Source organism: Flavitalea plasmicola (assembly GCF_030546645.1).
Classification (GTDB): Bacteria; Bacteroidota; Bacteroidia; order Chitinophagales; family Chitinophagaceae; genus Puia.
The window spans coordinates 302,641-326,470 of sequence record NZ_JAUOTO010000005.1; the positions used below are offsets into that span (position 1 = coordinate 302,641).

Consider the following 23,830-nt stretch of genomic DNA (forward strand, 5'->3'; position numbering starts at 1 on the left):
TCTTTTCAATGGTCAAATGGAATGCGAAGCATTTCATACGGCAACCTGGTTTAGTGGTATGGATACAAGAAATACGTTCATATCGTCTTCAGGTTCTTTCAGGATCAGGTTCCCTTTATGCAGCTGTGTCAGGGACAGGGATAATGCGAGGCCGATGCCGGTGCCTTTTTGCTTTTCCGTTGCTTTCAGCCGGAAGAAAGGTTCGAAGATCTTGTCCTTCATTTCCATGGGTATCAGGTAGCCGTCATTCTTTACTTCGATGACGAACGATCTGTCGCCGGACCTCAGGGGAAATATATGCAATGCTACTTTGCTTTTCGCATATTTCACCGCATTGCTCAGCAGGTTCGCGAGGATCTTGTTGAATGCGTCGGTGTCGATAAAGGCGTAAATGTCTTTGGTGCCCATGTACAGGCTGAAAGCTAATCCTTTTTGTTCGGCCAGGGGTCTGAAGCTAGTGAAAATTTCTTCCACGATCCCCGAGATGTTGGCTTCGGTGAAGCTGAGGCTAAAACCTTTTATCTCGGTCTGCCGGAAGTCCAGCAATTGATTGGTGAGATCCACCAGCCGGTCCGTATTTCGCTCCATGATGCGGAGGCTGTCCTTTATCCCGGGGTCATCGCCGGCCTTCCTGATCACTTTTTCCAGGGGTCCTTTTATCAGGGTGAGGGGTGTCTTGATCTCGTGGGCTACGTTGGTGAAGAATTGCATTTTGGCTTCGTATAATTCCTTTTCTTTTGCGATCTCCAGCTGCTCGATCCTTCTTCTCTCCTTGTCCTTCAGCCGCAGGCGGTAGGCGCGTGTGATATACCAGGTCAGCAGCAGGGCGAGGGCTGTGTAGCCTGTATAGGCCCACCGGCTTGCCCACCAGGGCGGCAGTATATCTATGACGAGGCGGGTCTCCCTGCTGCCCGCGGCCTTTACTCTGAAAGTATAGTCGCCGGGGGCGAGGTTGGTGAAGTATACCTTACGGTTGGTCTTCAGATAGGTCCAATCGGCGTCCAGCCCTTCCATCTTATAAGCGTATTCTGACATTTCGGGCGCGGTGTAGCTGAGCGAGGCGAAATCGATGCTGAAGGTGGACTGGCCGTGCGCAAGGACCACCTTATTAGTGAAAGTGATGGACCGCCCCAGGGGCGAGCCCTGCTTGTTGATCACCAGCTCCTTGTTGTTGACCTGGAAGCCTGTGATATAGATGGGGGAAGAGAAGTCTTTTACCAGTAGTTTACCCGGCTGGAAGGAGATGAGCCCTTTTACGCTGCCGAAGTACATGTTGCCATTCCTGTCCCGGAAGGCCGAGCTGAAGTTGAACTGGTCGTTCAACAGGCCATTGGCTTTGGTATATACGGCGGCCACCTGCTCGGTGCTCCTATTAAAACAGACAAGGCCTTTGGTGGTGCTGATCCACAGCCGCCCTTCGCTGTCTTCGGCGATGCTGAGGATAAAATTGGAGGGGAGCCCGTCTGCCGTGGAAAATCTTTTGAACTGGCGGGTTTGGGGATTGAGGCGGCAAAGGCCTCCTTCCGTCGCAAACCATAAATGATCCTGGCTGTCCTCGAAGATCTTGTTCACCCTGTCGTGGCTGAGGCTGTTCTTATTTCCTGCCTGGTAGCTGAAGTTGCCGCCCGTGCGTGTCTTTGTATCGTAGTAATTTACGCCGTTGCCATAGGTCGCCGCCCAGATAACGCCCTTTTTATCTTTCACGATGCTGGTGTACCAGTTGTGCAAGGGCATGCCGGGCAGGAGGGCGAAATCGTCGGACTTGCGGGAGTAGAGATAGGCGCCGATGGTGGTGCCTACCATTATCTCGTCATCCGCCGTCTGGTAGAGGCAATAAATGAAATTGCTGCGTAGCCTGTTGCTGTCGTTCCCTTTGGCATATTTACGTATGACCTTGCCTGTCCTTATGTTCATGACATCCAGGCCATGCTCGAAGGTGCCGATCCACAGCTCGTCCCCGGTGGCCAGCAGGCCATGGATATTGGAATAGGAGATACCGTCCTTTGTGCCCGTGGGCAAATAATTGGTGAACTGCCCGGTGGCGGTGTCCAGTTGGTTCAGGCCGGCGTCCTCAGTGCCGATCCAGATCTTTCCATACCTGTCTTCGATGATCTCCCTTACCACGTTGCCGCTGATGGAGTTCCTGCCTTTCTCCGGAAAGTATTTGGTAAAGGTGACAGGCTGCTGCGGGAAGTAGTTGATGCCGCCAAAGTAAGTGCCGGCCCAGATCCCCCCTTCCTTGTCCCTGCAAAAGGAATAAACGGCATTGTCGGAGATGGAATAGGGGTTGGTGTAATCTTTATGCAGGTGGGTGGATTCCCGGGTATGGAGATCGTAGATATAGATGCCGGATTCAGTGGCGATCCAGCATTCACTGGGGGAGGTTTGCAAAAAGCTTCGTGCGAAGATCTCCGTGTGGTCGGGGTTGTAGGTGAGGACGTCCTCATAATCGGCGCTGGCGGTGTTGAATATTTTTACGCCCTGGTTGGACGTGCCTACCAGCATGTTGCCGTCGGTGGTGGCGTAAAGATTTTCGATCCAGTTGGAGACAGACCGGGGTGAATGTCTGAATAAGTCGAAGCTGGCGAACCTGCCCGTGCGGGGATCGTATTTTTCCAGGTGGCCTGTGGACGTGGAGACCCATACAGCGCTATCAGCCAGGGTGCAGATGGATGTAGCTTCGAAATAATTTTCCACGTTGAATTGCTGCAGCCTGCTGGTGGCGACGTCGTATCTGAAGAGGTTGAAGTTGGAGATGAACCAGAGGGCGCCTCTGGTATCCATCTTTATGCTGGTGACCTGGGCGGTGAAAGGGGTGGGGAGAAGACTGAAGCTTTCATTGGATTCATCATATTTGTACAGGCCCTTGTCGGTGCCTGCCCACAGGACATGGTTGTTGTCCATATAAAGGCAGTGGATAAAATTATTGCCAATGGTCGTCTTGTCCTCGGGGTCGTTCCTGAATACTTTGAATGTGTAGCCGTCGAACCTGTTCAGCCCGTCCTTGGTGCCAAACCAGATGAACCCTTTGCTATCCTGCAGGCAGCTGAGCACGGCATTATTGGAGAGCCCGTCCTCCACCTGGTAGTGCCGGAAATAGTAGGACTGGCCGGCCGCCCCCGATGAGAGGAAAAGGAGGATGGCAAGTATAAAACCATTGTAAATCAATCAGATAGAATTAGTTTTGGACTATAAATATAGCCAAAGGAAAGTAAGATACCGGAATGAACCGTAAAAAATGAGAAGTTTTATCGAAATGTTGAGACGATCTGGCGAGCCCGGGAAAATTATTCTTACCATCTTCACATGGTATTTGTCAGCGCAATCGGAACTGTGAAAATTTAGTCCCATTGCGCCGACATCTAATGATGAGCCTTCGGCTAACGAACCGGGGTTCGTTTTTAACGATTGCCAAAACGCCAGCTTATGATGCAGCTCTCCCGCACCAGCATTTACCACAAAGATGTCTTTCCGGCATCGGTTTTTTCCAGATTAGCATTTTTCCTCAGTCAAGTAACCAATGGGGGCATTCTTTTGCCCTGCCAGATAAACGTAAAAATGACACGTATTAAAACCCCAAATATTGCTATATGAAATACGAAGTATTGACAGACGGCGGCGGTAGACTTTCAAAGGAGTCTGCCGAACTACGTTTCATGAGCTCCGCTGAAAAGACGGACGATTGCGCGAGTAATAAAGTAACAAGAAAATCCCCGGGGCGGCAGATCGGCCTTTTGATCACTATGGTCATACTGCTATTCGCCCAACTGATGATCGCCCCATCCGCATTTGGCCAGGGGAAGGTCTCCGGCCAGGTGAAAGATTCGGCAGGCAACCCGGTGAAAGGGGCTACGATCAAGGTTAAGAATAAGAAAGTGTTCACCACCAGCGGTGAGGACGGCGGCTTCAGCATTGCGGCTGCGACGGGTGATGTGCTGCAGGTGTCTTCCGTCGGCTTTGAAGGTTCCGAGGTCACCGTGGGCAGCAGCGGCAGCGTAATGATCGCGCTTACCTCGAAGGTCACGGCATTGGATGATGTGGTCGTCGTGGGCTATGGTACACAGCGGAGGAAGGACCTGACGGGCGCGATCACGGCGGTGAACGTCGCCGATGCAAAAAAGTATTCCACCAGTGACATGTCCCAGCTGTTACAGGGCCGGGCCGCGGGCGTGGTGGTCAACAGTGATGGTCAGCCGGGGGCGGTGCCCAGCGTGCGGATACGGGGTTTCAGCACGTTCGGCGCCTCGCAGCCCTTTTATGTGGTGGACGGCGTGCCGGGCACTGCTATCAGGGATTTCAACCCCAATGACATTGAAACCATGACGGTGCTGAAAGACGCATCGGCGGCGGCCATTTATGGTGCGGCGGCCGCCAACGGGGTGGTGATCATCACTACCCGGCAGGGCAGGAAGAATACGGCGATGAAGGTGGGCTATAATGGCTATTATGGCGTGGACAAGGTGTGGCAGCGTCAGAAGGTGACGGACAGGGTGCAATACCAGACCCTGAACAACGAATCCCGTGTGAATGCCGGCAAGGCTTTATTCCCGGCCAACGATCCTTCGAACCCGCAATATGTGACGATCAATACGGACTGGCAGAAAGAAGGACTGAAGACGGGCATCCGGCAGGACCATAATGTCAGCCTGTTTGGCGGCGGCCCCACCAGCACGTATAACCTTTCCCTGGATTATTATGACCAGAAGGGGACCTATGTCGGCAACGGGCCCGATTATAAGAGGTATACGGCCAGGATCAATACCAGCGCCGAAAAAGGGATCCTTAAAGTAGGGGAATCGTTCAACTATACACACTCACATGAGAATTCGCTGACTTTCCGCGACGACATTTTGCTGGGAGGCATACCGCCGCTGATTGGTACTTTGGTGGTTGCCATTCCCACGATGCCTGTGTATGATTCTACGCAGCTGAATGGCTTTGGGGGCAGCAATTCGGAGTTCAACGGCGCCAATTCGTTGAATGGCATCGGGATCAACAGCATTCTGGTGAACTGGGTGGATGTGGACAGGACCTTTGCCAATGCCTACGCGGAGCTGAAGCTGCTGAACAACAACGGTCATCATCTGAAGTTCAAGACGAGCGTAAGCTATGACAAGACGAGCACGAGAGATTACACCTGGCAGCCGCCTTTTTACCTGGGCAAGTTCTTCAGCAAGCCGGATGCGGAGCTGTTCGACAATTCCCGGGTGATCACCAATGCATCCATCGAGAATACGCTCAATTATGATAAGTTATTCGACAAGCATGCGGTGGAGGTCCTGGTGGGACAGTCTTACCGGTATGGCAGCTTTGTCTTCAGGCAGGCGGAGGCCAAGGGTTTTACGGCGCCGTATTACCCTGTGATCAACAACGGGGCCACCAACTCTTCCAAAGGAAATCAGACTGAAAATGCGCTGAGCTCTTATTTCGGACGGGTCAACTATTCCTATGACGACAGGTACCTGCTGTCCGCCTCTATTCGCCGGGACGGCTCTTCACGGTTTGCGCCGAAGCACCAATTTGGTTATTTCCCCGCCGCCTCCGTCGGCTGGAAGCTCAGCAGCGAAAAGTTCTGGCATGTGCCGGCGTCCATCGTCTCTTCCCTGAAGCTCCGGGGCAGCTATGGCAAATTGGGTAACCAGGAGATCGGCGACTACCTCTTCCAGGGTACGATCAATTCCGGGATCGTCTACAGCTTCAATGGAACGTTCTATACGGGCGGGCTGCAGACGCTGGTGGCCTCCCCTGACATCAAATGGGAGTCGAAGGCAATCACCAACGCGGGTTTCGATGCCGTGCTGTTGAATGGTCACCTGGATTTTTCCGCCGAATATTACAATGCGAAAAGCACGGACCTCCTGGTGGGGATCACGATCCCTGCCAGTACGGGATATGAGAACCTCCTTCCTGTTGTCAATTCCGCCTCCACGCGGAACTCGGGAGTCGAGTTCACCCTCGCCTATCATAAGAATAAAGGAGAGCTGACCTATGATATCTCCGCCAATCTCGCAACGGTGAGCAATACGACACTGGCGGTGGGCAGCGATGGCCGCCCCCTGTTTGGCGCCGGGTCCAAGACGGATGTCGGACATCCCGTGGGTGCGCATTATGGCTTCGTATATGAAGGTATCTTCCAAAGCCAGGACGAGATCAACAATCATGCAACGCAGGGGACGCCCCTGAAACCAGGCGACGTAAAATACAAGGACATCAGTGGTCCCAATGGCAAGCCGGACGGCGTAGTGGACGAGGCTTACGACCGCACCTACCTGGGCAGCGGCATTCCCAAGTTCAACTACGGCTTCAGCTTCTCGGCGGCGTATAAAAAATTCGACTTGTCCATCTTTGCATCGGGCAGCGCGAAATTCCTCATCAACAGCAGGATGTACAGGGATCTGCACCATTCGTCCGGCGCGCTGAACTACAGCACGGACATGCTGAACCGGTGGACCCCCACGCACACGAATACGGATATTCCCCGGCTGAATGACGACGATGCCAACAACGGGAAGGATTCCAACAGGCCGGGCTGGCTGCAGAATGGCACCTACCTCCGGATCAATACCGTGTCGCTGGGCTATTCACTGAAGGAGAACATCATCAAGGGTGTCGCCAGCGCAAGGGTCTATGTCACCGCTCAAAATCTTTACTCTTTCCAGGGTTACCAGGGATACAATCCTGACTTTACCTCCGGCGTGTTGAACCCGGGATTTGATTTCGGATCCTATCCCAAGCCAAGGACTTTACTGGTGGGCGTACAAGTGACTTTTTAAAGAATCCTAAAACAAGCAATCATGAGATCGAAGATAATATATATGATGGCGGGCCTGATGCTGATGGCAACGGGCTGCGACAAGAAGCTCAACCGGCTTAACCCGAATGCGCAGACGACGGACGTCTTTTGGAAAACGAGAGAGCAGGCTTATGCGGGCTGCACGGCTATTTATAATGCATTGACGGTGGATGGGACCTATATGCGTAGCTTCCCCGGCCTGACGGACAGCCGTGGAGACGATTTTACGGGAGACAGCCCCTGGCTGGACCTGGTGTTAACGGGAGAGTTCATCATCCCCACTACTTCCGCCCCTGTCTTCTGGATCTGGAGGGATTTCTACCTGGTGGTGAACAGGGCCAACCAGGTGATCAAATATGTGGGCGCCTATGATGAGTCCGTGCTCTCCAAGACGGAGAAGAACCGGATCCTTGGTCAGGCCTATTTCCTGCGCGGCCTGGCTTTCTACAACCTGGCCACCACCTTCAAGGTGATACCGATCATGACGGAGCCGTTTACGAACCCGTCGGAGTTCTTTACTGCGACTGCCAGCGAAGACGATATCTGGAGCCAGATCTATTCGGATCTCCAGGCTGCCGAAGCCAACCTGCCCATTTCGTATGACAATGTCGACGGGCTGGACAAAGGCGAGAAAGGCAGGGCTACCAAGGGCGCGGCCGCAGGTTTATTGGGTAAGGCGTATCTCTATAGAAAGGATTATGCAAAGGCGGGGACGCAATTCGAGAAGTTCTTCGCGGGCGGCCCTTTGAACAATGTGTATTCGCTGATGCCCGACTACAGGGACAATTTCAAGGATGTAAATGAGAACAACAGCGAGTCGCTGTTCGAAGTACAGTTTACGGAAGGCAAGGGTACGGACATCAACTGGTGCTGTGATCCTACTTCTTCCTGGAAGCAGGTGCAGGCGATCTCCGTCACCTATGGCATGGAAGGGGCCGGCTTTTCCGATTATCTGCCAACGCGGTGGATCTATGATGAATACAAGTTGGAGAAGACGGTGGACGGTAAGGACGACCCCCGGCTGCTGGTGACCATCGCTTCCTATGAGCCCGCCGACAATTCGGTGCTGGCGTATGGAAGGGCCTGGTGGAATCCCCAGACGTCTATCTATCCCAGGAAATATACCAACGATGGCGTGGGCAATGGCAAGACGGTGGAAGTGGCTGCCGAATCGGGGATCAACTACAGGGTCCTCCGTTATGCGGACATCCTGCTGATGTATGCGGAAGTGTTGAATGAGACGAACAAGACGGACCAGGCTTATTCCTATATCCAGCAGGTGCGGGCGAGGGCCAATCTCCCCGACCTGGCCACGGCCAAGCCGAATATGACCCAGGCGCAGATGCGGGACCAGCTGGCGCATGAGCGGGCGTTGGAATTCGCCATCGAAGGGCAGCGGATCAATGACCTCATCCGGTGGGGCTGGTTCTATGACCCCGTGAAGCTGGCTGAACTGAAGGCGCATGATCCTGATTTCAACACCTGGACGCCGGGCAATGAATACCTTCCCATTCCCCAGCAGGAACTGGATGCGAACAAGAACCTGAAGCCTAACCCGGCCAACTAATGGGGGATGGGAGCAAGATAATATGGGTGTTGTTGGGATGGGTTCTATTGGGTTGCAGGAACAAGGAAGCCATAGCTGACAAGCTGCATTTTACCAAAATGGATGCGGGGCAGACCCATATTGGCTTCAGCAATACGATTACGGACAGCGACTCGATGAATGTGTTCATCGACGAATATATGTACAATGGCGCGGGGGTCGGGGTAGGCGATTTCAACCAGGATGGTCTACCCGACCTGTTCTTTTGCGGGACCATGGTCAGCAGCAGGCTGTATATCAACAAGGGAAATTTCAGGTTCGAAGATGTCACGGTGGCGGCGGGACTGCAGACGGAAAGAGGGTGTACAGGGGTCAGCGTGGCCGATGTCAATAACGATGGCTACCCGGACATTTATATCTGCGCCTCGCATTCGAAGGACAAGGAGCGCCGGAAGAACATGCTGTTCATCAATGACGGTAAGCTGCACTTTACGGATCAGGCGGAGGCTTATGGCCTGGCGGATACCGGCTATTCCACGCAGGCGGCTTTTTTTGATTATGACAAGGACGGCGACCTCGACATGTACCTGCTGAACCATGAGATCTACAGTCATTCCGCCAATAATCTCCGGCCGAAGGATACCAGCGGGCATGCGGTGGCCCAGGACCGGCTCTATCGCAATGATGGTGTGCCGGCGGGTATGTCGCATCCTGTCTTTCATGATGTGTCCATGTCCGCGGGGATCAAAGAGGACGGATATGGATTGGGGTTAGTCGTTACAGATGTGAATGGAGATGGCTGGCCGGATGTGTATGTTGCGAACGATTATATCGCCAACGATCTTTTGTGGCTGAACAACCGCGATGGGACTTTTACCAATGTGATCGGCACGGCATTGCGCCACCAGCCTTACAACAGTATGGGGTCGGATGCGGCGGATATCAATAACGATGGGCTGCCTGATCTGGCGGTGGTGGATATGCTGCCCGAGACGAATGAGCGGAAGAAGATGATGGCGAGCGCCACGAACCAGAGCAAATTCGATATGCAGCAGCGGTTTGGATACCAGCCTTCCTATGTGCGGAATATGCTGCAGCTGAACAACGGCAATCGCGGGCCGGGCGCCGGGAGCCGGCAGGCCGGTGGGGGGCAGGAGCCTTTCTTCAGCGAGATCGGCCAGCTGGCAGGGGTATTCCAGACGGACTGGAGCTGGAGCGTCCTGATGGCGGACCTTGACAACGATGGCTGGAAGGACCTGCATATTACCAATGGACTGGGGAAGGATATTACGAACAACGATTACACTACGTTTGCCAGCGCGGAGGGAGGATATACGGGCAATTATGGATTTGCGGAGGGCGATGGGTCGGACAGGCGCACCGGCAAAAAGAATATTGCGGCGATGCGGAAAAGCCTGGATGCGTATGGCAGTGTCAAAATGGCGAGTTATATTTTTCATAATAATGGCGACCTGACTTTCAGCGACCTGTCGAAACAGGCGGGGATCGATGTCCCGGCTATTTCCAACGGTGCGGTGTATGCGGACCTGGATAATGACGGGGACCTGGACCTGGTGACGAATAACATCAATGCGGAGGCGTCCGTGTGGAGAAATGATCTCCGGGCTTCGGCCGGGGACAGCACGCATAATTTTCTCTGTGTGGAGCTGAAGGGACTGTCATTCGGCAGCAAGGTGACGCTGTACGATAAGGAAGGCCGGCAGTTCCTGGAGGAGTCGCCGGTGCGGGGATTTTGTTCCAGCGTGGATCACCGGCTGTATTTTGGCATCGGTGGCTTGCGGGTGGTGGATTCTCTTGTCGTGCAGTGGCCGGATCTCCGGGTGCAGGTGCTCAGGCAGGTGAAGGCGGATCAGTGGTTGACGGTGCGACAGGAGGATGGGATCCGGCCCGGTGGGCGGATGGATACGGCGGATGCCTTATTCACGGATGCCGGCGATCCATACGGCCTGGATTTCAAACACGCGGAAAGCTCGTATTATGATTTCGGCGAGCACCAGCCTATCTCGCAGAAATTCTCTCAGCTGGGGCCTTGTATCGCCACGGGCGATGTGAATGGGGACGGGTTGGAAGATGTTTTTGTGGGTGGTGCGGCTAACCAACCGGGTAAGATCTTTATACAGCTTGCCGGGGGAAACTTTTCGGCTGCCGACCTGGTGACGGGTATCAAATCCGGGGAAGACCTGGGAGCCGTCTTCTTCGATGCGGATGGAGATAAGGATCTGGACCTGCTGATCACGGGCGGGAGCGCTGAGTTCATGGTGCTGAAATACAATCAGCCAAGACTGTACATCAATGACGGGAAGGGCCATTTTACATGGGATGAAGGCGCCCTGCCGGTGATCAATGATATGACGAAGGCCCTGGCTGTGGCGGATATCGATGGCGATGGAGACCTGGATGTTTTCATCGGCGGGCGGCTGGCTCCGCAGCGCTATCCGCAGACGCCCCGCAGCTATATTTTGCGGAACGATCATGGGAAGTTCAGGGATGTGACAAAGGAGGTATGCGGCGCATTGGAATATGCAGGGATGATCACGGATGCGGCGTTTGCGGATGTGGATGGGGATGGCGTGACGGACCTGGTGGTGTGCGGCGAGTGGATGGGGGTGCGATTCTTCAGGAACACAGGGGGTAAGTTGGCGGAGGGCAACCCGCTGTATGCCAATCACGGCCTCTGGCGTTGTATACGTCCCGTGGACCTCGATAAGGACGGCGACCTGGACTTTGTGGTAGGGAATGTGGGACTGAACAACAGGTATGGCCCTTCCGCGGAAAGGCCCATGAAGCTTTTTGCCAAGGATATGGATAAGAATGGGATGGATGAGCTGATCCCTGCTTATTATATCAAGGATGCCAGGGGCGGCTATCAATTGTTCCCCGCGCTGGACAGGAACCAGCTGGCGCAGGAGATCCCTGCTGTCAAGAAAAAGTATTTGCTGCATAAAGATTTCTCGATGGTGACGATGGCGCAATTAAAAGGTGATTTTGGCGCCGGCGGGTGGACGGAGCTGACCTGCGAGACTGCGGCTTCTGTATGGATCGAAAACCTGGGCGGCGGAAAGTTCAAAGCGCATGTGCTGCCTGTGCAGGCGCAATTTTCGCCGGTGAATTGCATGGTGGCGGAGGATGTGGATGGGGATGGTGCGATGGACCTGGTGCTGGCGGGCAATGAATACCAGGCGGAGTCCAACAGCGGGCGGAGCGATGCTTCCTATGGATTGGTGCTGAAAGGCAATGGCAGGGGCGGATTTGCGCCGGTGAGTTTTACGCGCAGCGGGCTTGTGCTGGACGGGGATGTGCGGGATATGAAAATGATCGGCGTGAAAAATAAGGGGAAGGTGCTGCTGGCAGCCCCGAACGATAGTAAACTAAAGACATTTACCTTAAGAAAGACCACATGAAGAAAAATGTATGGATGCTGGGGCTTGTGCTTTTTGCCGCGTGCAGCAAGAGCGGTTCGGGAGGGAACGGGGGAGATCCGCCGGTGGTGACGCCGCCGGCGACGCCCTTCGATATCAATTCGATAAATGACACGTATGCTTCGGTGGCGCCTTTTGCAAATTACCAGCAGTGGGGACCGTACAACGTGCATGACCCTTCCATCATCAAGGCGGGAGATTATTACTATTGTTACAGTACGGACGTGGGTTATGGCATCGACGTGCGTGCGGGCCTGCAGATCCGGAAGTCGAAGGACCTGGTGGAATGGACCTATGTAGGATGGGTATTCAACGACCTGCCTGCGAAGGGGAAGGCATTTATCCAGAATGGCGGTGGTACGCCGTTCAATTCGTTGTGGGCGCCATCTGTGGTGAAAGTGGGTTCGGAATACCGGCTGTATTATTCGCTGTCCTGTTCATTGCCCAGGCTCAGCGTCATCGGGCTGGCCACGGCCACGAACCCCGAGGGGCCCTGGACGGAGAAGGACCTGGTCGTCGTCTCGAAGAATGACAATACCACCCAAACGAATGCCATCGATCCATCTGTCCTGGTGACGCCCGGGGGCGAACATTGGATGGTGTATGGCTCCGCATGGGATGGGATCTATTCGTTAAAACTGGACCCTGCGACGGGGCTGGCATTGACGGCGGGGGACAAGGGCAAGCGGATCGCCAACCGGGGCTATACGGGTGGTAAATACAATGGCAATATCGAGGGTCCGGAGCTGCGATACAACCCCACGCTGAACAAATACTTTTTGTTCATCGCTTACGACTGGCTGGAGACGAAATACAATGTGCGGGTGATGCGGGGCGATAAGCCGGATGGCCCATTTTATGACTACAATGGAACGGATGCGAATACCGATGTGGATCATGGACCGATGATCATTGCGCCGTACAAATTTTCCGGCCATGGAGGCTGGCAGGGCGTATCGCATTGCACGGTCTTCGACGACGGCGCGGGGCAATATTATATCGCGCACCAGGGAAGGCCGGGCGTAGACAAGTATTATATGGACCTGCATGTCCGTAAATTGTTCTGGACGGCGGATGGCTGGCCCGTTGCATCGCCGGAAAGGTATGCCTGGGAAAAGGATTCGCTGATCTCGCAAAATGACGTGGTGGGCAGCTGGGAAAGGATCGTCCTCCACTACAATGTGGTGCCGGGCTATTCCGCGGAGCAGACCTCGCCGGACTTCCAGCTGTCCGTGAATTTGTCGATTGACGCGGCGGGGACATTGAATGGCAGCGCCGGGGATACCTGGACCTACAGTGCGCCCTGGCTACAGCTGAAATGGAGCGACGGCACTACGGAGAAGGTCTTCGTACAGAAGGGCAGGGATTGGGAAAACAAGAAAAATAGTATCATCTTCACCGGTCTGAACAATGTCGGGACGGCCGTATGGGGTAAGAAAAAGTAATAAGCGTTATATGAATATAAGTAAATGGTTAGCCGTACCGGTTCTTGCCGCAGGCCTGTTCACTCCTTCACGGACGGATGCACAGCAGAAGAACGAGATCGTGATCAGGGCGAACACGCCCGTTGCCGAAGTGCAGCCCACGATGTGGGGGATCTTTTTCGAGGACATCAACCTGGGAGCGGACGGAGGGATCTATGCGGAGCTGGTGAAGAACAGAAGCTTCGAGTTCAACGAGCCTATGATGGGCTGGAAGGTCCGTCAAAGCACCTTTCATGAGGGCAGTGTGCTGGTGTTGAACCGTAAGGAGGAAACGCCTGCCAACCCCAGGTATCTCAGGGTGACGAGACAGGAGGCTGCGGATACGCTGGGTATTTCGAATGAGGGATTCCGTGGTATGGGGATCAAGAAAGGACTCCGTTATGATTTCTCGATGATGTACCGGCTGCCGGCGGCGGGTGTGCGGCTGCGGATCGAACTGGTCAGCAGCGGCGGCCAGGTGATTGGATCGACGACGCTTGCGCCGGCCGTTACGCCGGGGCAGGAATGGCGGCGGGCGGCTGTCAGCTTCAACGCTACCGACTCGACCTTAAAGGGGCGCCTGAATATCTGGTTCGAGGGTAGTGGAGTCATCGACATGGATATCGTTTCCCTTTTCCCTACCGATACCTGGAAGGGGCGACCCGGCGGGATGCGGGCGGACATGATCCAAATGCTGGCGGATATGAAGCCGGGCTTCATCCGATTTCCCGGGGGCTGCATCGTGGAGGGGCATGACCTCGCGCTGCGGTATCAATGGAAAAAGACATTGGGGGCCCTCGAAGACCGGCAGCTCATCGTCAACCGCTGGAACTATGAATTTGCGCATCGTCCCACGCCGGATTATTTCCAGACATTCGGCCTGGGCTTTTATGAATATTTTCAGCTGGCCGAAGACATTGGCGCTTCGCCCTTGCCGATCCTCAATTGCGGCATGGCCTGCCAGTTCAATACGGCTGAAGTGGTTGCCCTGGACGAGCTGGACCCATATGTGCAGGATGCGCTGGACCTGATCGAGTTTGCCAACGGCGATGTAAATACGAAGTGGGGGAAGGTAAGGGCGGACCTGGGCCATCCCGCTCCGTTCCATTTAAAGATGATGGGCATCGGGAATGAGAATTGGGGACCCCAATATATCGAAAGGCTAAAGGTGTTTACGAAGGCCATCAAGGAGAAATACCCGGACATCAGGCTGGTGAACAGCAGCGGCACCGATCCCAACGGGGACCGGTATGAATATCTCAACAAGGAATTGCGGGGCATGCATGCGGACATCATCGACGAGCATTATTACCGGCAGCCGGAATGGTTCCTGCAGAATGCACGCCGTTATGATTCTTTTCCCCGTAACGCTTCGAAGATCTTTGCGGGCGAGTATGCTGCGCAGAGCGATCATACTGTCAGCGTAAAAAATCAGAACAACTGGCAGACGGCATTGTCGGAAGCGGCTTTTATGACGGGGCTGGAAAGGAATGCGGACGTGGTGGCTATGGCCAGCTATGCGCCATTGTTTGCCCATGTCGACGGATGGCAATGGACGCCGGACCTCATCTGGGTGGATAATCTCCGGGTGAATGGCACGCCTAATTATTATGTACAAAAATTATTCTCCGTCAATAAGGGAACGAACGTGGTGCCGGCGCTCCGGAACAATAAGACGCTGGCGGGCGAGGATAGCCTGTATGCGTCGGCGGTGATCGATCAGGCGGCCGGGGAGCTGATCGTAAAGATGGTGAATGTGTCGGCGACCGCGCAGACGGTTCAGCTGCGGATCGAAGGGATAAAGAAGCTGTCGGGCAGTGCGACATTGACGGTGCTGCAGAGTCCGGCATTGGAGGCAGTGAACAGATTGGGGGAGGCGGCGGTTGTACGGCCTGCAGATAAGGAGGTGGCAGTGAAGGGTGGAAAGGTCAATGTGGATGCGGGGCCTTATTCGTTCACGGTGTTCAAGGTCAGGATGGGAGAAACGCCGTCCGGGCGTATAAGCGGGGCGAAGTAAAATAATGAAACGGAATATTTTATTGCTGTGTTTCCTGCTTTCGCAGGCGGCAGGGTTCGCGCAGCGGGTGGACGAGGGAACGGTGTTCCCTACCCGACAGACGCCTGTGCATGATCCCGTCCTGATCCGGCAGGACAGCCTATATTATCTTTTCTGCACGGGTTTCGGCATCACCGTGTATTCATCGAAGGACCTGTTGTCGTGGCGGCGTGAAAAGCCTGTCTTTCATCGGGCGCCAGAGTGGGCGGTGAAAGCCATTCCGGGTTATCGCGGGCATACCTGGGCGCCGGACATCAGCTATCACAACGGGACGTATTACCTGTTCTATTCGGTGTCTGCGTTTGGCAAGAACACATCCTGTATCGGGGTGGCTACGAACAAGACATTGGACGCTACATCGAAGGATTTCAAATGGGTGGACCATGGGAAGGTGATACAGTCCGTTCCCGGCAGGGATCTTTGGAATGCCATCGATCCCAACCTGATCATGGATGAGCAGGGGGCGCCCTGGCTGGTGTTTGGATCCTTCTGGCAGGGGATCAAGCTGGTGCGGCTGAATGCGGACCTGACAGCAGTGGCCAGTCCTGAGGAATGGTATACGGTGGCCAGCCGGGCGAGGAATCCTATCCTGCCGGATACGGTGGCGGGGGATGGGGCGATAGAGGGGCCGTTTATTTTCCGGAAGGACCATTATTACTATCTCTTTGTCTCGTTCGATTATTGTTGCCGTGGGGAGAAGAGCACGTATAAGGTCATGGTGGGAAGGTCGACGCAGGTGCAGGGTCCTTATGTGGACAGGGATGGCGTGCCGATGAACCTGAGCGGCGGATCACTGGTGATAGAAGGGAATAAGGAATGGAATGGCGTGGGACATAGTGCGACCGTCAGTTTTGACGGCGTGGACTACCTGGTCTTTCACGGGTATGATGCGGCGGATGGGGGGAGGTCGAAGCTGAGGATGGAGAAGATCAGTTGGGTGAATGGGTGGCCGGTGGTGGGGAAGTGACCGGCTGTGCGGCCAGGAGAAAACTGGCGGCGCTTAACGTAAACACCGAATAGCCCAACGGCGACTCGATACCAAATGCGATCGCCATGGAGAGGGCGAAGCAAAGGCTTAATATCCCGCTGGCGATGGCTGCCGGCCTTGTAAACCGCCCGCCGAATAGTAGCAGCAGCCCGCAGGCGCCTTCGCCCAAGGTCGCGACGACAGCCAGGGTGGGGACCCATCCCGGTGGCAGGAAGGACATCACCTGGCGGGCGTACGATACAAAATGACCCCAGTCGCCCCAGCCTACATGGGGTTTGCCATTAGCACCCAGGAGGCCCAGGCGATCCGCCACTTCCCAGAGGTAGGCGGCAGCGATGGCTATACGGAGATAGATAATGGAGATCTTAAGCATGCCCAAAAGTACCTGCTTTGAAGATAGCTATGGTCATCCACCTGGAAGAAATCAGCTCATCCAGATAATATAAAAAGGAAAGCCCCGGGTGATGACCGGGGCTTTCACATGAATATCTGACTGCGTTAATATCTATTCTGATTATAGCTATTGGCATTGTTGAAACGAGCGCCGCCGTCGTCAAAGGCGCGGGCTGGCCTGCTGTTGCTTTCCTTGGCTCTTGCTTCATTGACCTTGATGGTCCTGTTGTCGACAGAGGAACCATCCAGCTCGGCAATTGCTTTCTGGGCAGCGGCGTCATCGGACATTTCGATAAAGCCAAATCCGCGGGATCTGTTGGTTACCTTGTCCATGATAACCTTGGCGGAGCTAACGTCTCCGAAGGAGGTAAAAAGTTGTTTTAGTTCTTCATCCTGGATGTTAAAACTTAAATTAGAAACATAAATGTTCATACGTAATAATTAATAAAATTTAAAAGATGCTGAGAGAAGCAAGGAGTGGAAAATTAACCAAGACCGATGGTGAGGCGGGAATCAATTAAAAGAAGACTGATGCTAAAACTCAATTAACAAGGCTAAGATAGGCTTTATTATTGATATAGGCTGTTTATATTTTTTTTTCATAAATTGCCTGGTATCAATCCGTGTGTATGAGTAATAAGCAGCCTCCGCCATTTGATAGTGAGTTCTACAGAAATATTTTGGAGAGTCTGGAAGATTATGGCGTGTTCACGACGGATAAGTCGGGCATTGTCACCAGTTGGAACCGGGGCGCCGAGCATGTACTGGGCTATACGGAGGAAGAGATCTGCGGGCAGGAGGCGGCTGTGATCTTCACGGAAGAGGACCGTGCCAATGGGGTGCCGGAACATGAGTTCGCGGAGGCGCTGGAAAAGGGAAGGGGTGTGGATGAGCGCTATCATCGAAAGAAGAATGGGGTTTTATTCTGGGCCAGCGGGCTGGTATTTCCCCTCTTCGACGGAGACAACCAGCATATCGGGTACACCAAGGTGCTGCGCAACCTCAGCCGCAGGAAAGAGGCGGAAGACGAAGCTTTGGAGGCGAGGCGATATGCTCAAAGTATCGTGGAGACGTCCAAGGAGCCCATCCTGATCTTAAATGCGGACCTGACGCTGAACTCTGCGAGCAAGGCCTTTTATAAATTATTCAATGTCGATAAGGCCGAAGCGGAGAATACCAACCTGTTCGAGCTCCTGGGGAAGCAGTTGCCTATCGATCCCTTAAGAGAGGAGATGCAGCACTACGACAGCTTTGAGAATTTCGAGCTTATCTACCCTGGCGATCATAGCCGGGAAGACATTGTGCTGATGGTTTCCAGCCGCAAGGTATTCCAGACATTCAAATCCATTGGCCAGATCCTCATGTCCTTCGAAGATGTGACCTTGCGGCGTAAGCTGGAGCAGGCGAGGGAGGATTTCATCAATGTGGCCAGTCATGAGCTGAAGACGCCTATCAGTGTGATCAAGTCTTATGCCCAGATCCTCGGAATGGAGCTAAAGGATACTTCCAACGAGGTGGTCAGTAAGACGATCGATCGAATCCTGGTGCAGTCGGAGCATCTCATTAAGCTGACGTCCATGCTACTGGATGCCTCCGCGATCACGACGGGGGATATCAAGCTGCGAAAGGAGCCATTCGTGCTGCTGGGCCTGATCCTGGAAGTGGCGGAGGAGGTGAATCTTTCGAATACGAAACACCATGTAAAGATCGACGATGTGGTGGATGCCGTTGTCTGTGCCGACAGGGACCGCATCGGGCAGGTGCTGACGAACCTGTTGACCAATGCTATAAAATATTCGCCTGATGCCGACCTGGTCACCATTACCATTACCATTGACGAGACGGGCCAGAAGGTAAGGACCTCGGTGATCGACCATGGCATTGGCGTCGCGCCCGAGAACCAGGCGGGTTTGTTCAAACGATTTGCCAGGTCGGAGAATGTGAAGACCCGGAAGATCCAGGGCTTTGGCATGGGGCTGTATATTTCGGCCGAGATCGTGAAATTGCACGACGGGCAGATCGGGATCAGCAGCTCCGGGCAGGGAGGCAGCACTTTCTTTTTTGAGCTGCCCTTATTCAGGCCGTCGGATGAGGCGGCGCAATGAGGCGGTGCGATGAGACGGCTTGATGAGGCCGTCCGATGAGACGGTGCGATGAGTCCGTCCGATGAGGCGGTGTGATCCCTTTACTTTACCAGCTTCACCACATAATCCATTTTTCCATCGACGTACACGGCCAGTATCCGCGTAGCCAGGTGATGACCGGCTGTTCCGGCCAGATAGAAGGAATTCAAGCCTTTGTTAAAGTGTACGGGCTTTCTCCAAAGCATTTCTCCATTGATGTCGTAGCAGGCGATCACCGCATTGCGTTCCCCTTCGCTGTTGGCGATGAGGGAGGTGGCGGCGGATGCGGGGACATTGCCCGTGAGGTAATATTTTGGACGGTAGCGGGGGTCTGCGGCGGACAGGCCTGCCGGCTGCGGGTCATTGGCCAGCAGCACGATGAAATTCGCCCTGCTGACGGACTGGCTGGCCGTGCGGGTGCAACCATTTCGTTTTTCTGTCACCGTTAGCTTGTAAGTCCCCCAGGTCGTATCCGCTGTCCTTGGGTTCTGGATGGTGGAGGTAAATGCGGCCGGGCCGGTCCAGTCATACAAGAGTCCCTTTGACCCTCCGAAAGGAGTGGCATAGTTGCTGGCCGTCGGATTGCCTCCGTACAGCTGCAGGTAGCTGTTGCCCGGGGGCATGAGAATATTGACGGAAGCCACGGGCGGGAAAGTGTCGATGGGTATGACGATGGTATCCTTCCGGGTAGCAGGGCAGCCCTGTGCCGGCGATGCGGAAAGAATATAGGTGCCTGGCTTATCGATCTTCAGCTGCGAGCTGTCGCTGTTGGCGCTGACGATGTCGCCATTGGAAGTTGCCCATGTGTAGTAGCCGGTGGTGGTGCTGTTATTGATCTGGATGGTGCCTGTTTTATTGTTGCAGCGCAGTGTATCGGGCACCAGCGCATAGTCCATTACAGGAGTGCGCAGGAACACCAGGGGAATGACGAAGTCCTGCATGTTGGAGGTAAAGGAGTTCGACGACCTGGACTTGAAGAAGATATTGGAGAACAGGGATGCGCAGGCGCTGGGGCCCAGTGCGGTATACAGGGCAGGGTCCAGGCCGATGCGGGTGACGTTCAACCCTACTTCTATGAATTGCAGGGATTCGTATTGTGTCGACCAGCCGGAAGTGCCATTGTTGCTGCCCCAGGGGGTGGCGTAGGTGGTGTCCTGCGTGGCTGTTGCGGAATAATTGGAGAGGCCGGCGCCGAAGGCCGTGCTGCCTGTTTTGGAGACGATGGAAGCATAACCGTAGGTGGACCCGCTGAAATTCGAGTTGAAGCTGAAATGGGCGGGCGACACCGTGCTCCAGGTGGTTTGCTTCACCCAGATCCTGATATCCACCACCGGGGCGGAGCCAGGAGAGAAGTTCACCGCCACGATGATATCTCCTGTCTGGGTGATATTGCCGGCTGCGTCGAAAAGCCATTGGGTATGGCCGGCATCCGGACCGGCAGTAGAGAAGACCCCGGTCGCTGCGTTGTACGTGAAGCTATTCTTGTATAATTCTATATCGTAGTAGCGTGCGCCGGAAGTACCATAGGTGGATACGCCGGTGAACAGCCATAATGAATCATTTACGGTGCTGCCGTCCCTGCGCATGTGGGCGTAGCAATCCAGCAGGTCGTCCTTCGCGGGGAAGTTGGTGATACCGCCCGTCCAGGTGGAAGGGTTGTCGCCGTTCTTACAGGCGGTGGTAAATGCGGTGCTGTCCTTCAGAGAGGCGGTGGCGACAAAGTCTCTGCCGTAGGCGGCGTCCAGCCACAGCTTCCCGTTGACCTTCGTATAGAGGGGCACGGACATCCTTTGGCTGAATGATATATTGTTGCCAGCCTGGAGGAGGGATAAATAGGCCGCGGCGTTGGTGGTGTCAATTACATTGTATCCGGAGGCGGAGGGCGAGAACCAGTCATCGCTGGCGATGGGGACACCGTACTTCATGTAGTTGGAGCGCGTGTCCGCATCGATGCCAAATGCTGCGTACAGGCCGCCATTATTCAGCTGCGCATGGGTCGGGAAAGGGATCAGTCCGCATAGCAGGACATAGAGGGTAACGAAGGGTTTCATTGACACGGATTAAAGGGGTTAGGGGGCCGGCAAATAATTACCTGGCTTATACTTATCATTGGTACGTCCCGGGAACCTTTATGTAACCGAGAGGGTTATATATTTTCTTTATTTTTTCAACATATTGGATTTTAATCAGTTATAGGATGATCGCAACGGCTAGTCGACGAATACGGGCCTGACGGCCTTTCGGGCGCCCTGGACGTCATTCAATGTGATAAGGTAGAGATGGCCGGCGGAAAGGCCATCGATGGTGGTGCTGCCCGTGCCGGGCACCTGCAGGCGGCGAATTAACTTTCCCTGGGTGTCATGGACCAGCACGTCATATCGGCGGGCAGGAGCAGGGGAGGGAAAAGAGATGATCACCTGGCGGCCGGCGGCATATATCAGGGGCAGGCGGGATACGCCATTCACCAGTGCCGTGGCAATGCTGGAATAATCATACTTTCCGTCCAGGTCAATCTGCCGGAGGCGGTACCTCACTTCCTCGCCGGATGGAATATTATTATCAACGAAAATATAGTCCGTCTTATTGCTGCTGTTGCCGCCAGTATTGGCCGATGGAACGAAGCCGATGGTGACAAAGCTGCCATCTTTCTCCTGTCTTTCTATGTCGAAGCCTTTGTTGTTCTGCTCCTGTGCCGTCTCCCAGGCGAGCCTGACGGTGGACCCCTCTGCTTCCGTTATTTTAAACCAGGAAAAGGTGACCGGAAGCGTAGTGGGATTGGCCACGACCACGCAGTTGCTGTTGCAGGAAGCATCGTATGAGCAGATGCCCCATACGACGCCTGTCTGGGGATTGGTGAGCTGGAGGGACAGCGTGCCGGCAGAGGGCAGGTTGGAACCATAAAAGCAATAGTTGACCAGGGTATTGCCACCGCTGACCGTAGGTACGCCGGCGGGGCCGAAGGCCACCGACTGGACGGTGCTGCCGGTGGTGGTGAGCCACACTTTGGTGATGGCATAGGGGGTAAGGGAAGCATTGGCGCCCGTGTAGGTCAGCTGGAAATTGCCTGTTTTCGCCGTTACGGGGACCGTTGCATACGAAGTGCCTGTGAAATTGGATGCATAGGGGGTAGCGCTGACGTTGGGGCAATTGTTGGCCTGGCCGTTGCTGTTCGCCCTGGACCCGACGCCGGTGCAGGAAGTGGGGTATTGCGCTTTTGCCGAGCCGGAAACTGCCATACATAGGACTCCGGCGAGCACAGCGATGCCGGTGGTTGTTGTAAAACATTTCATGACCGTGATTTTAAGATTTATCAGTAAAGCGAGGGTCTGATGAAACCTAAGGTGTACCTAGGTATAGCGGCAGGTATTGCAATATATGAAAAATAGTAATATATGAATCTCTCTATTTAGGCACTGTGAAATAGAAACAGGAGCCATTGGGAGGGGATGACTCGACCCAGACCTGCCCGCCACCCTGTTCGACGATCTTTTTCACGATGACCAGGCCGATGCCTGAGCCTTCGTATTCATCCTGCGAATGCAGCCGCTGGAACAATTCAAACACCCTTTTGAAGTTGCGGGGTTCAATGCCGATGCCATTGTCCCTGACGCTGAACTGCCAGTAATCTTTGGCGTCGGCGCATGCGATCTCTACCCTGGGCGGCTGCCCTTCGGTGTATTTAAGCGCATTGCCGACCAGGTTCATGAGCACCAGCTGCATTTGATCTTTATCGAAATAGATCTCGGGCAAGGGAGATAAGATCGATAGGGTGGCATTTTTATCAGCGATGCTGAGGGAAAGGTCCTGTAAGACATCCTGGACGACGGCTGTCATGGACAGCTGCGCTTTATTTCCCGCGGCCCCGGCCCTTGCCAGCTTGAGCAGGCCCTGAACACGGACCTGCATCCGGTCTGCGCCGTCCAGTGCAAAGCTTATATACTTCCGGGCATCCTCATCCAGGCTGTCTTTATACTTTTTCTGCAACAGCTGCAGGAAAGCGCTCACCATCCGCAGGGGTTCCCGGAGGTCATGGGAGGCTAAATGGGTAAATCGTTCCAGTTCCTGGTTGGATGTTTTGAGGAGCTGGGTCTGGTGCAGCAGCTCCTGTTCGAGGAGATGCTCCCGCGAGATGTCGCGTGTGACGCCCACGGTGCGGATATTGCGGCCAGACGTATCATAGATGGCAATGCAGCGGACATCCACCCACACGATCGTCCCGTCTTTCCTTATGTACCGGTGAATGGGGCAACGGAACAGCTCTTTTTTTTCCCGGTAGCATTCGGCAACAAAATTGATGACCATCTCTCTGTCATCCGGATGCACCAGTTTGTTCATCACCTGCGCCCAGGTCCATTTTTCAAGGTTGTCATAACCAAAGTTGTCCATCAGGGCTTCGCTGAAAAAATAATTACCGCTGGCGAAATCCCTTTCCCAGATCATATCGTAGCTGGCGAGCGTGGCCAGTCTGTAGCGTTCATTACTTTTTATCAGGGCATCTTCCATCCGGACATGTTCGGTGATGTCCATCAGCTTTATCAGCAGGCCGGAGAATCCCTTGGCAGAGCTGAAAGGTTCTGTTGAAAATTGATATACCACAGGCGTTTCCGCCAGGAAGGAGCGCTGCCAAACCAGGGAATTGCCTGTTCTTACAGGCCCTTTAGCTGTCTTTAGCTGATCTTTCAGCTGCTGATCGTAATAGGAGAAAACGGAGCCTCCGGGTGTGAGCTGCTTGCCGAGTACTTTCCGGACCATGGTGTCGGCGGTAGCGTTGAAGCAGACAATGTGATAATTTTCATCTGTCAGAATGGCTCCCTGGTCCATGTAGTCCAGGAGATCCTTCATCAACGGGAGATGGATCTTTACGGGTGGATCGCTGGTAATTTTCATTGAATAAGATTTACAGCAAATTTGCCGGGAAAATCGTGGCGGCACGACGATAGGAGGTTCTTACTTTATGAAATTAAAAAATCGCCGCGCTTTTTAGTAAGTGGATGTACTTAAGCAAAATAGTACGTGCAGATCCTGGCC

At 54.2% G+C, this 23,830-nt stretch carries 13 protein-coding genes; 7 read left to right on the forward strand and 6 right to left on the reverse strand.

Annotated features, from left to right (window positions below; translation table 11 throughout):
• Nucleotides 1–33: 33 nt before the first annotated feature.
• Nucleotides 34–3,168, reverse strand: a complete 3,135-nt coding sequence (locus Q4E93_RS19610; protein ID WP_303588102.1) for a ligand-binding sensor domain-containing protein — start codon at nucleotides 3,166–3,168, stop codon at nucleotides 34–36.
• 422 nt (nucleotides 3,169–3,590) lie between these two features.
• Between Q4E93_RS19610 and Q4E93_RS19615 the strand changes: the two genes are divergently transcribed.
• Genes Q4E93_RS19615 through Q4E93_RS19640 form a run of 6 tightly spaced genes read left to right on the forward strand, consistent with a single transcriptional unit; the run spans nucleotide 3,591 to nucleotide 16,265 of the window.
• Complete coding sequence (locus Q4E93_RS19615; protein ID WP_303588104.1) at nucleotides 3,591–6,773, forward strand: SusC/RagA family TonB-linked outer membrane protein; 3,183 nt, start codon at nucleotides 3,591–3,593, stop codon at nucleotides 6,771–6,773.
• A gap of 21 nt (nucleotides 6,774–6,794) precedes the next feature.
• Nucleotides 6,795–8,360, forward strand: a complete 1,566-nt coding sequence (locus Q4E93_RS19620; RefSeq protein WP_303588106.1) for a RagB/SusD family nutrient uptake outer membrane protein — start codon at nucleotides 6,795–6,797, stop codon at nucleotides 8,358–8,360.
• Complete coding sequence (locus Q4E93_RS19625) at nucleotides 8,360–11,761, forward strand: VCBS repeat-containing protein (protein WP_303588108.1); 3,402 nt, start codon at nucleotides 8,360–8,362, stop codon at nucleotides 11,759–11,761. Before Q4E93_RS19620 ends, Q4E93_RS19625 begins: the two co-directional genes overlap by 1 nt.
• Entirely contained in the window at nucleotides 11,758–13,224 is a 1,467-nt protein-coding gene (locus tag Q4E93_RS19630) for an arabinan endo-1,5-alpha-L-arabinosidase (RefSeq protein ID WP_303588110.1), read from the forward strand. Before Q4E93_RS19625 ends, Q4E93_RS19630 begins: the two co-directional genes overlap by 4 nt.
• A 10-nt stretch (nucleotides 13,225–13,234) precedes the next feature.
• Nucleotides 13,235–15,259, forward strand: coding sequence for an alpha-L-arabinofuranosidase C-terminal domain-containing protein (locus Q4E93_RS19635; RefSeq protein WP_303588112.1), 2,025 nt, complete (start codon nucleotides 13,235–13,237; stop codon nucleotides 15,257–15,259).
• Between the two features lie 4 nt (nucleotides 15,260–15,263).
• Nucleotides 15,264–16,265: an arabinan endo-1,5-alpha-L-arabinosidase gene (locus tag Q4E93_RS19640; RefSeq protein ID WP_303588114.1), complete on the forward strand. Its 1,002-nt coding sequence runs from the start codon at nucleotides 15,264–15,266 to the stop codon at nucleotides 16,263–16,265.
• Here Q4E93_RS19640 and Q4E93_RS19645 read toward each other — a convergent pair.
• Together Q4E93_RS19645 and rbp are read right to left on the reverse strand one after the other, a co-directional pair.
• A complete protein-coding gene (locus Q4E93_RS19645) occupies nucleotides 16,228–16,659 on the reverse strand; it encodes a DoxX protein (protein WP_303588116.1) in 432 nt (143 codons plus the stop codon). The two genes, Q4E93_RS19640 and Q4E93_RS19645, sit on opposite strands and share 38 nt — an antisense overlap.
• A 125-nt stretch (nucleotides 16,660–16,784) precedes the next feature.
• Nucleotides 16,785–17,111, reverse strand: a complete 327-nt coding sequence (gene rbp, locus Q4E93_RS19650; RefSeq protein ID WP_303588118.1) for an RNA-binding regulator — start codon at nucleotides 17,109–17,111, stop codon at nucleotides 16,785–16,787.
• Between the two features lie 197 nt (nucleotides 17,112–17,308).
• Between rbp and Q4E93_RS19655 the strand changes: the two genes are divergently transcribed.
• A complete protein-coding gene (locus Q4E93_RS19655; protein WP_303588120.1) occupies nucleotides 17,309–18,784 on the forward strand; it encodes an ATP-binding protein in 1,476 nt (491 codons plus the stop codon).
• Nucleotides 18,785–18,864: 80 nt separating this feature from the next.
• Here the strand turns inward: Q4E93_RS19655 and Q4E93_RS19660 are convergent, their stop codons facing one another.
• The 3 genes from Q4E93_RS19660 to Q4E93_RS19670 form a co-directional block, all read right to left on the reverse strand.
• Entirely contained in the window at nucleotides 18,865–20,853 is a 1,989-nt protein-coding gene (locus tag Q4E93_RS19660; protein ID WP_303588122.1) for a hypothetical protein, read from the reverse strand.
• 159 nt (nucleotides 20,854–21,012) lie between these two features.
• Entirely contained in the window at nucleotides 21,013–22,092 is a 1,080-nt protein-coding gene (locus Q4E93_RS19665) for a fibronectin type III domain-containing protein (protein WP_303588124.1), read from the reverse strand.
• A gap of 112 nt (nucleotides 22,093–22,204) precedes the next feature.
• Nucleotides 22,205–23,689, reverse strand: coding sequence for a sensor histidine kinase (locus tag Q4E93_RS19670; RefSeq protein ID WP_303588126.1), 1,485 nt, complete (start codon nucleotides 23,687–23,689; stop codon nucleotides 22,205–22,207).
• Between the last annotated feature and the right edge of the window lie 141 nt (nucleotides 23,690–23,830).

Excerpts from the sequence above, each read along its gene's own strand:
- Q4E93_RS19660 (WP_303588122.1), bottom strand. The coding sequence starts at position 20,853 with ATGAAACCCTTCGTTACCCTCTATGTCCTGCTATGCGGACTGATCCCT.
- Q4E93_RS19615 (WP_303588104.1), top strand. The coding sequence starts at position 3,591 with ATGAAATACGAAGTATTGACAGACGGCGGCGGTAGACTTTCAAAGGAG.
- Q4E93_RS19625 (WP_303588108.1), top strand. The coding sequence starts at position 8,360 with ATGGGGGATGGGAGCAAGATAATATGGGTGTTGTTGGGATGGGTTCTA.
- Q4E93_RS19645 (WP_303588116.1), bottom strand. The coding sequence starts at position 16,659 with ATGCTTAAGATCTCCATTATCTATCTCCGTATAGCCATCGCTGCCGCC.
- Q4E93_RS19665 (WP_303588124.1), bottom strand. The coding sequence starts at position 22,092 with ATGAAATGTTTTACAACAACCACCGGCATCGCTGTGCTCGCCGGAGTC.
- Q4E93_RS19630 (WP_303588110.1), top strand. The coding sequence starts at position 11,758 with ATGAAGAAAAATGTATGGATGCTGGGGCTTGTGCTTTTTGCCGCGTGC.
- Q4E93_RS19640 (WP_303588114.1), top strand. The coding sequence starts at position 15,264 with ATGAAACGGAATATTTTATTGCTGTGTTTCCTGCTTTCGCAGGCGGCA.
- Q4E93_RS19655 (WP_303588120.1), top strand. The coding sequence starts at position 17,309 with ATGAGTAATAAGCAGCCTCCGCCATTTGATAGTGAGTTCTACAGAAAT.
- Q4E93_RS19670 (WP_303588126.1), bottom strand. The coding sequence starts at position 23,689 with ATGAAAATTACCAGCGATCCACCCGTAAAGATCCATCTCCCGTTGATG.
- Q4E93_RS19635 (WP_303588112.1), top strand. The coding sequence starts at position 13,235 with ATGAATATAAGTAAATGGTTAGCCGTACCGGTTCTTGCCGCAGGCCTG.
- Q4E93_RS19620 (WP_303588106.1), top strand. The coding sequence starts at position 6,795 with ATGAGATCGAAGATAATATATATGATGGCGGGCCTGATGCTGATGGCA.
- rbp (WP_303588118.1), bottom strand. The coding sequence starts at position 17,111 with ATGAACATTTATGTTTCTAATTTAAGTTTTAACATCCAGGATGAAGAA.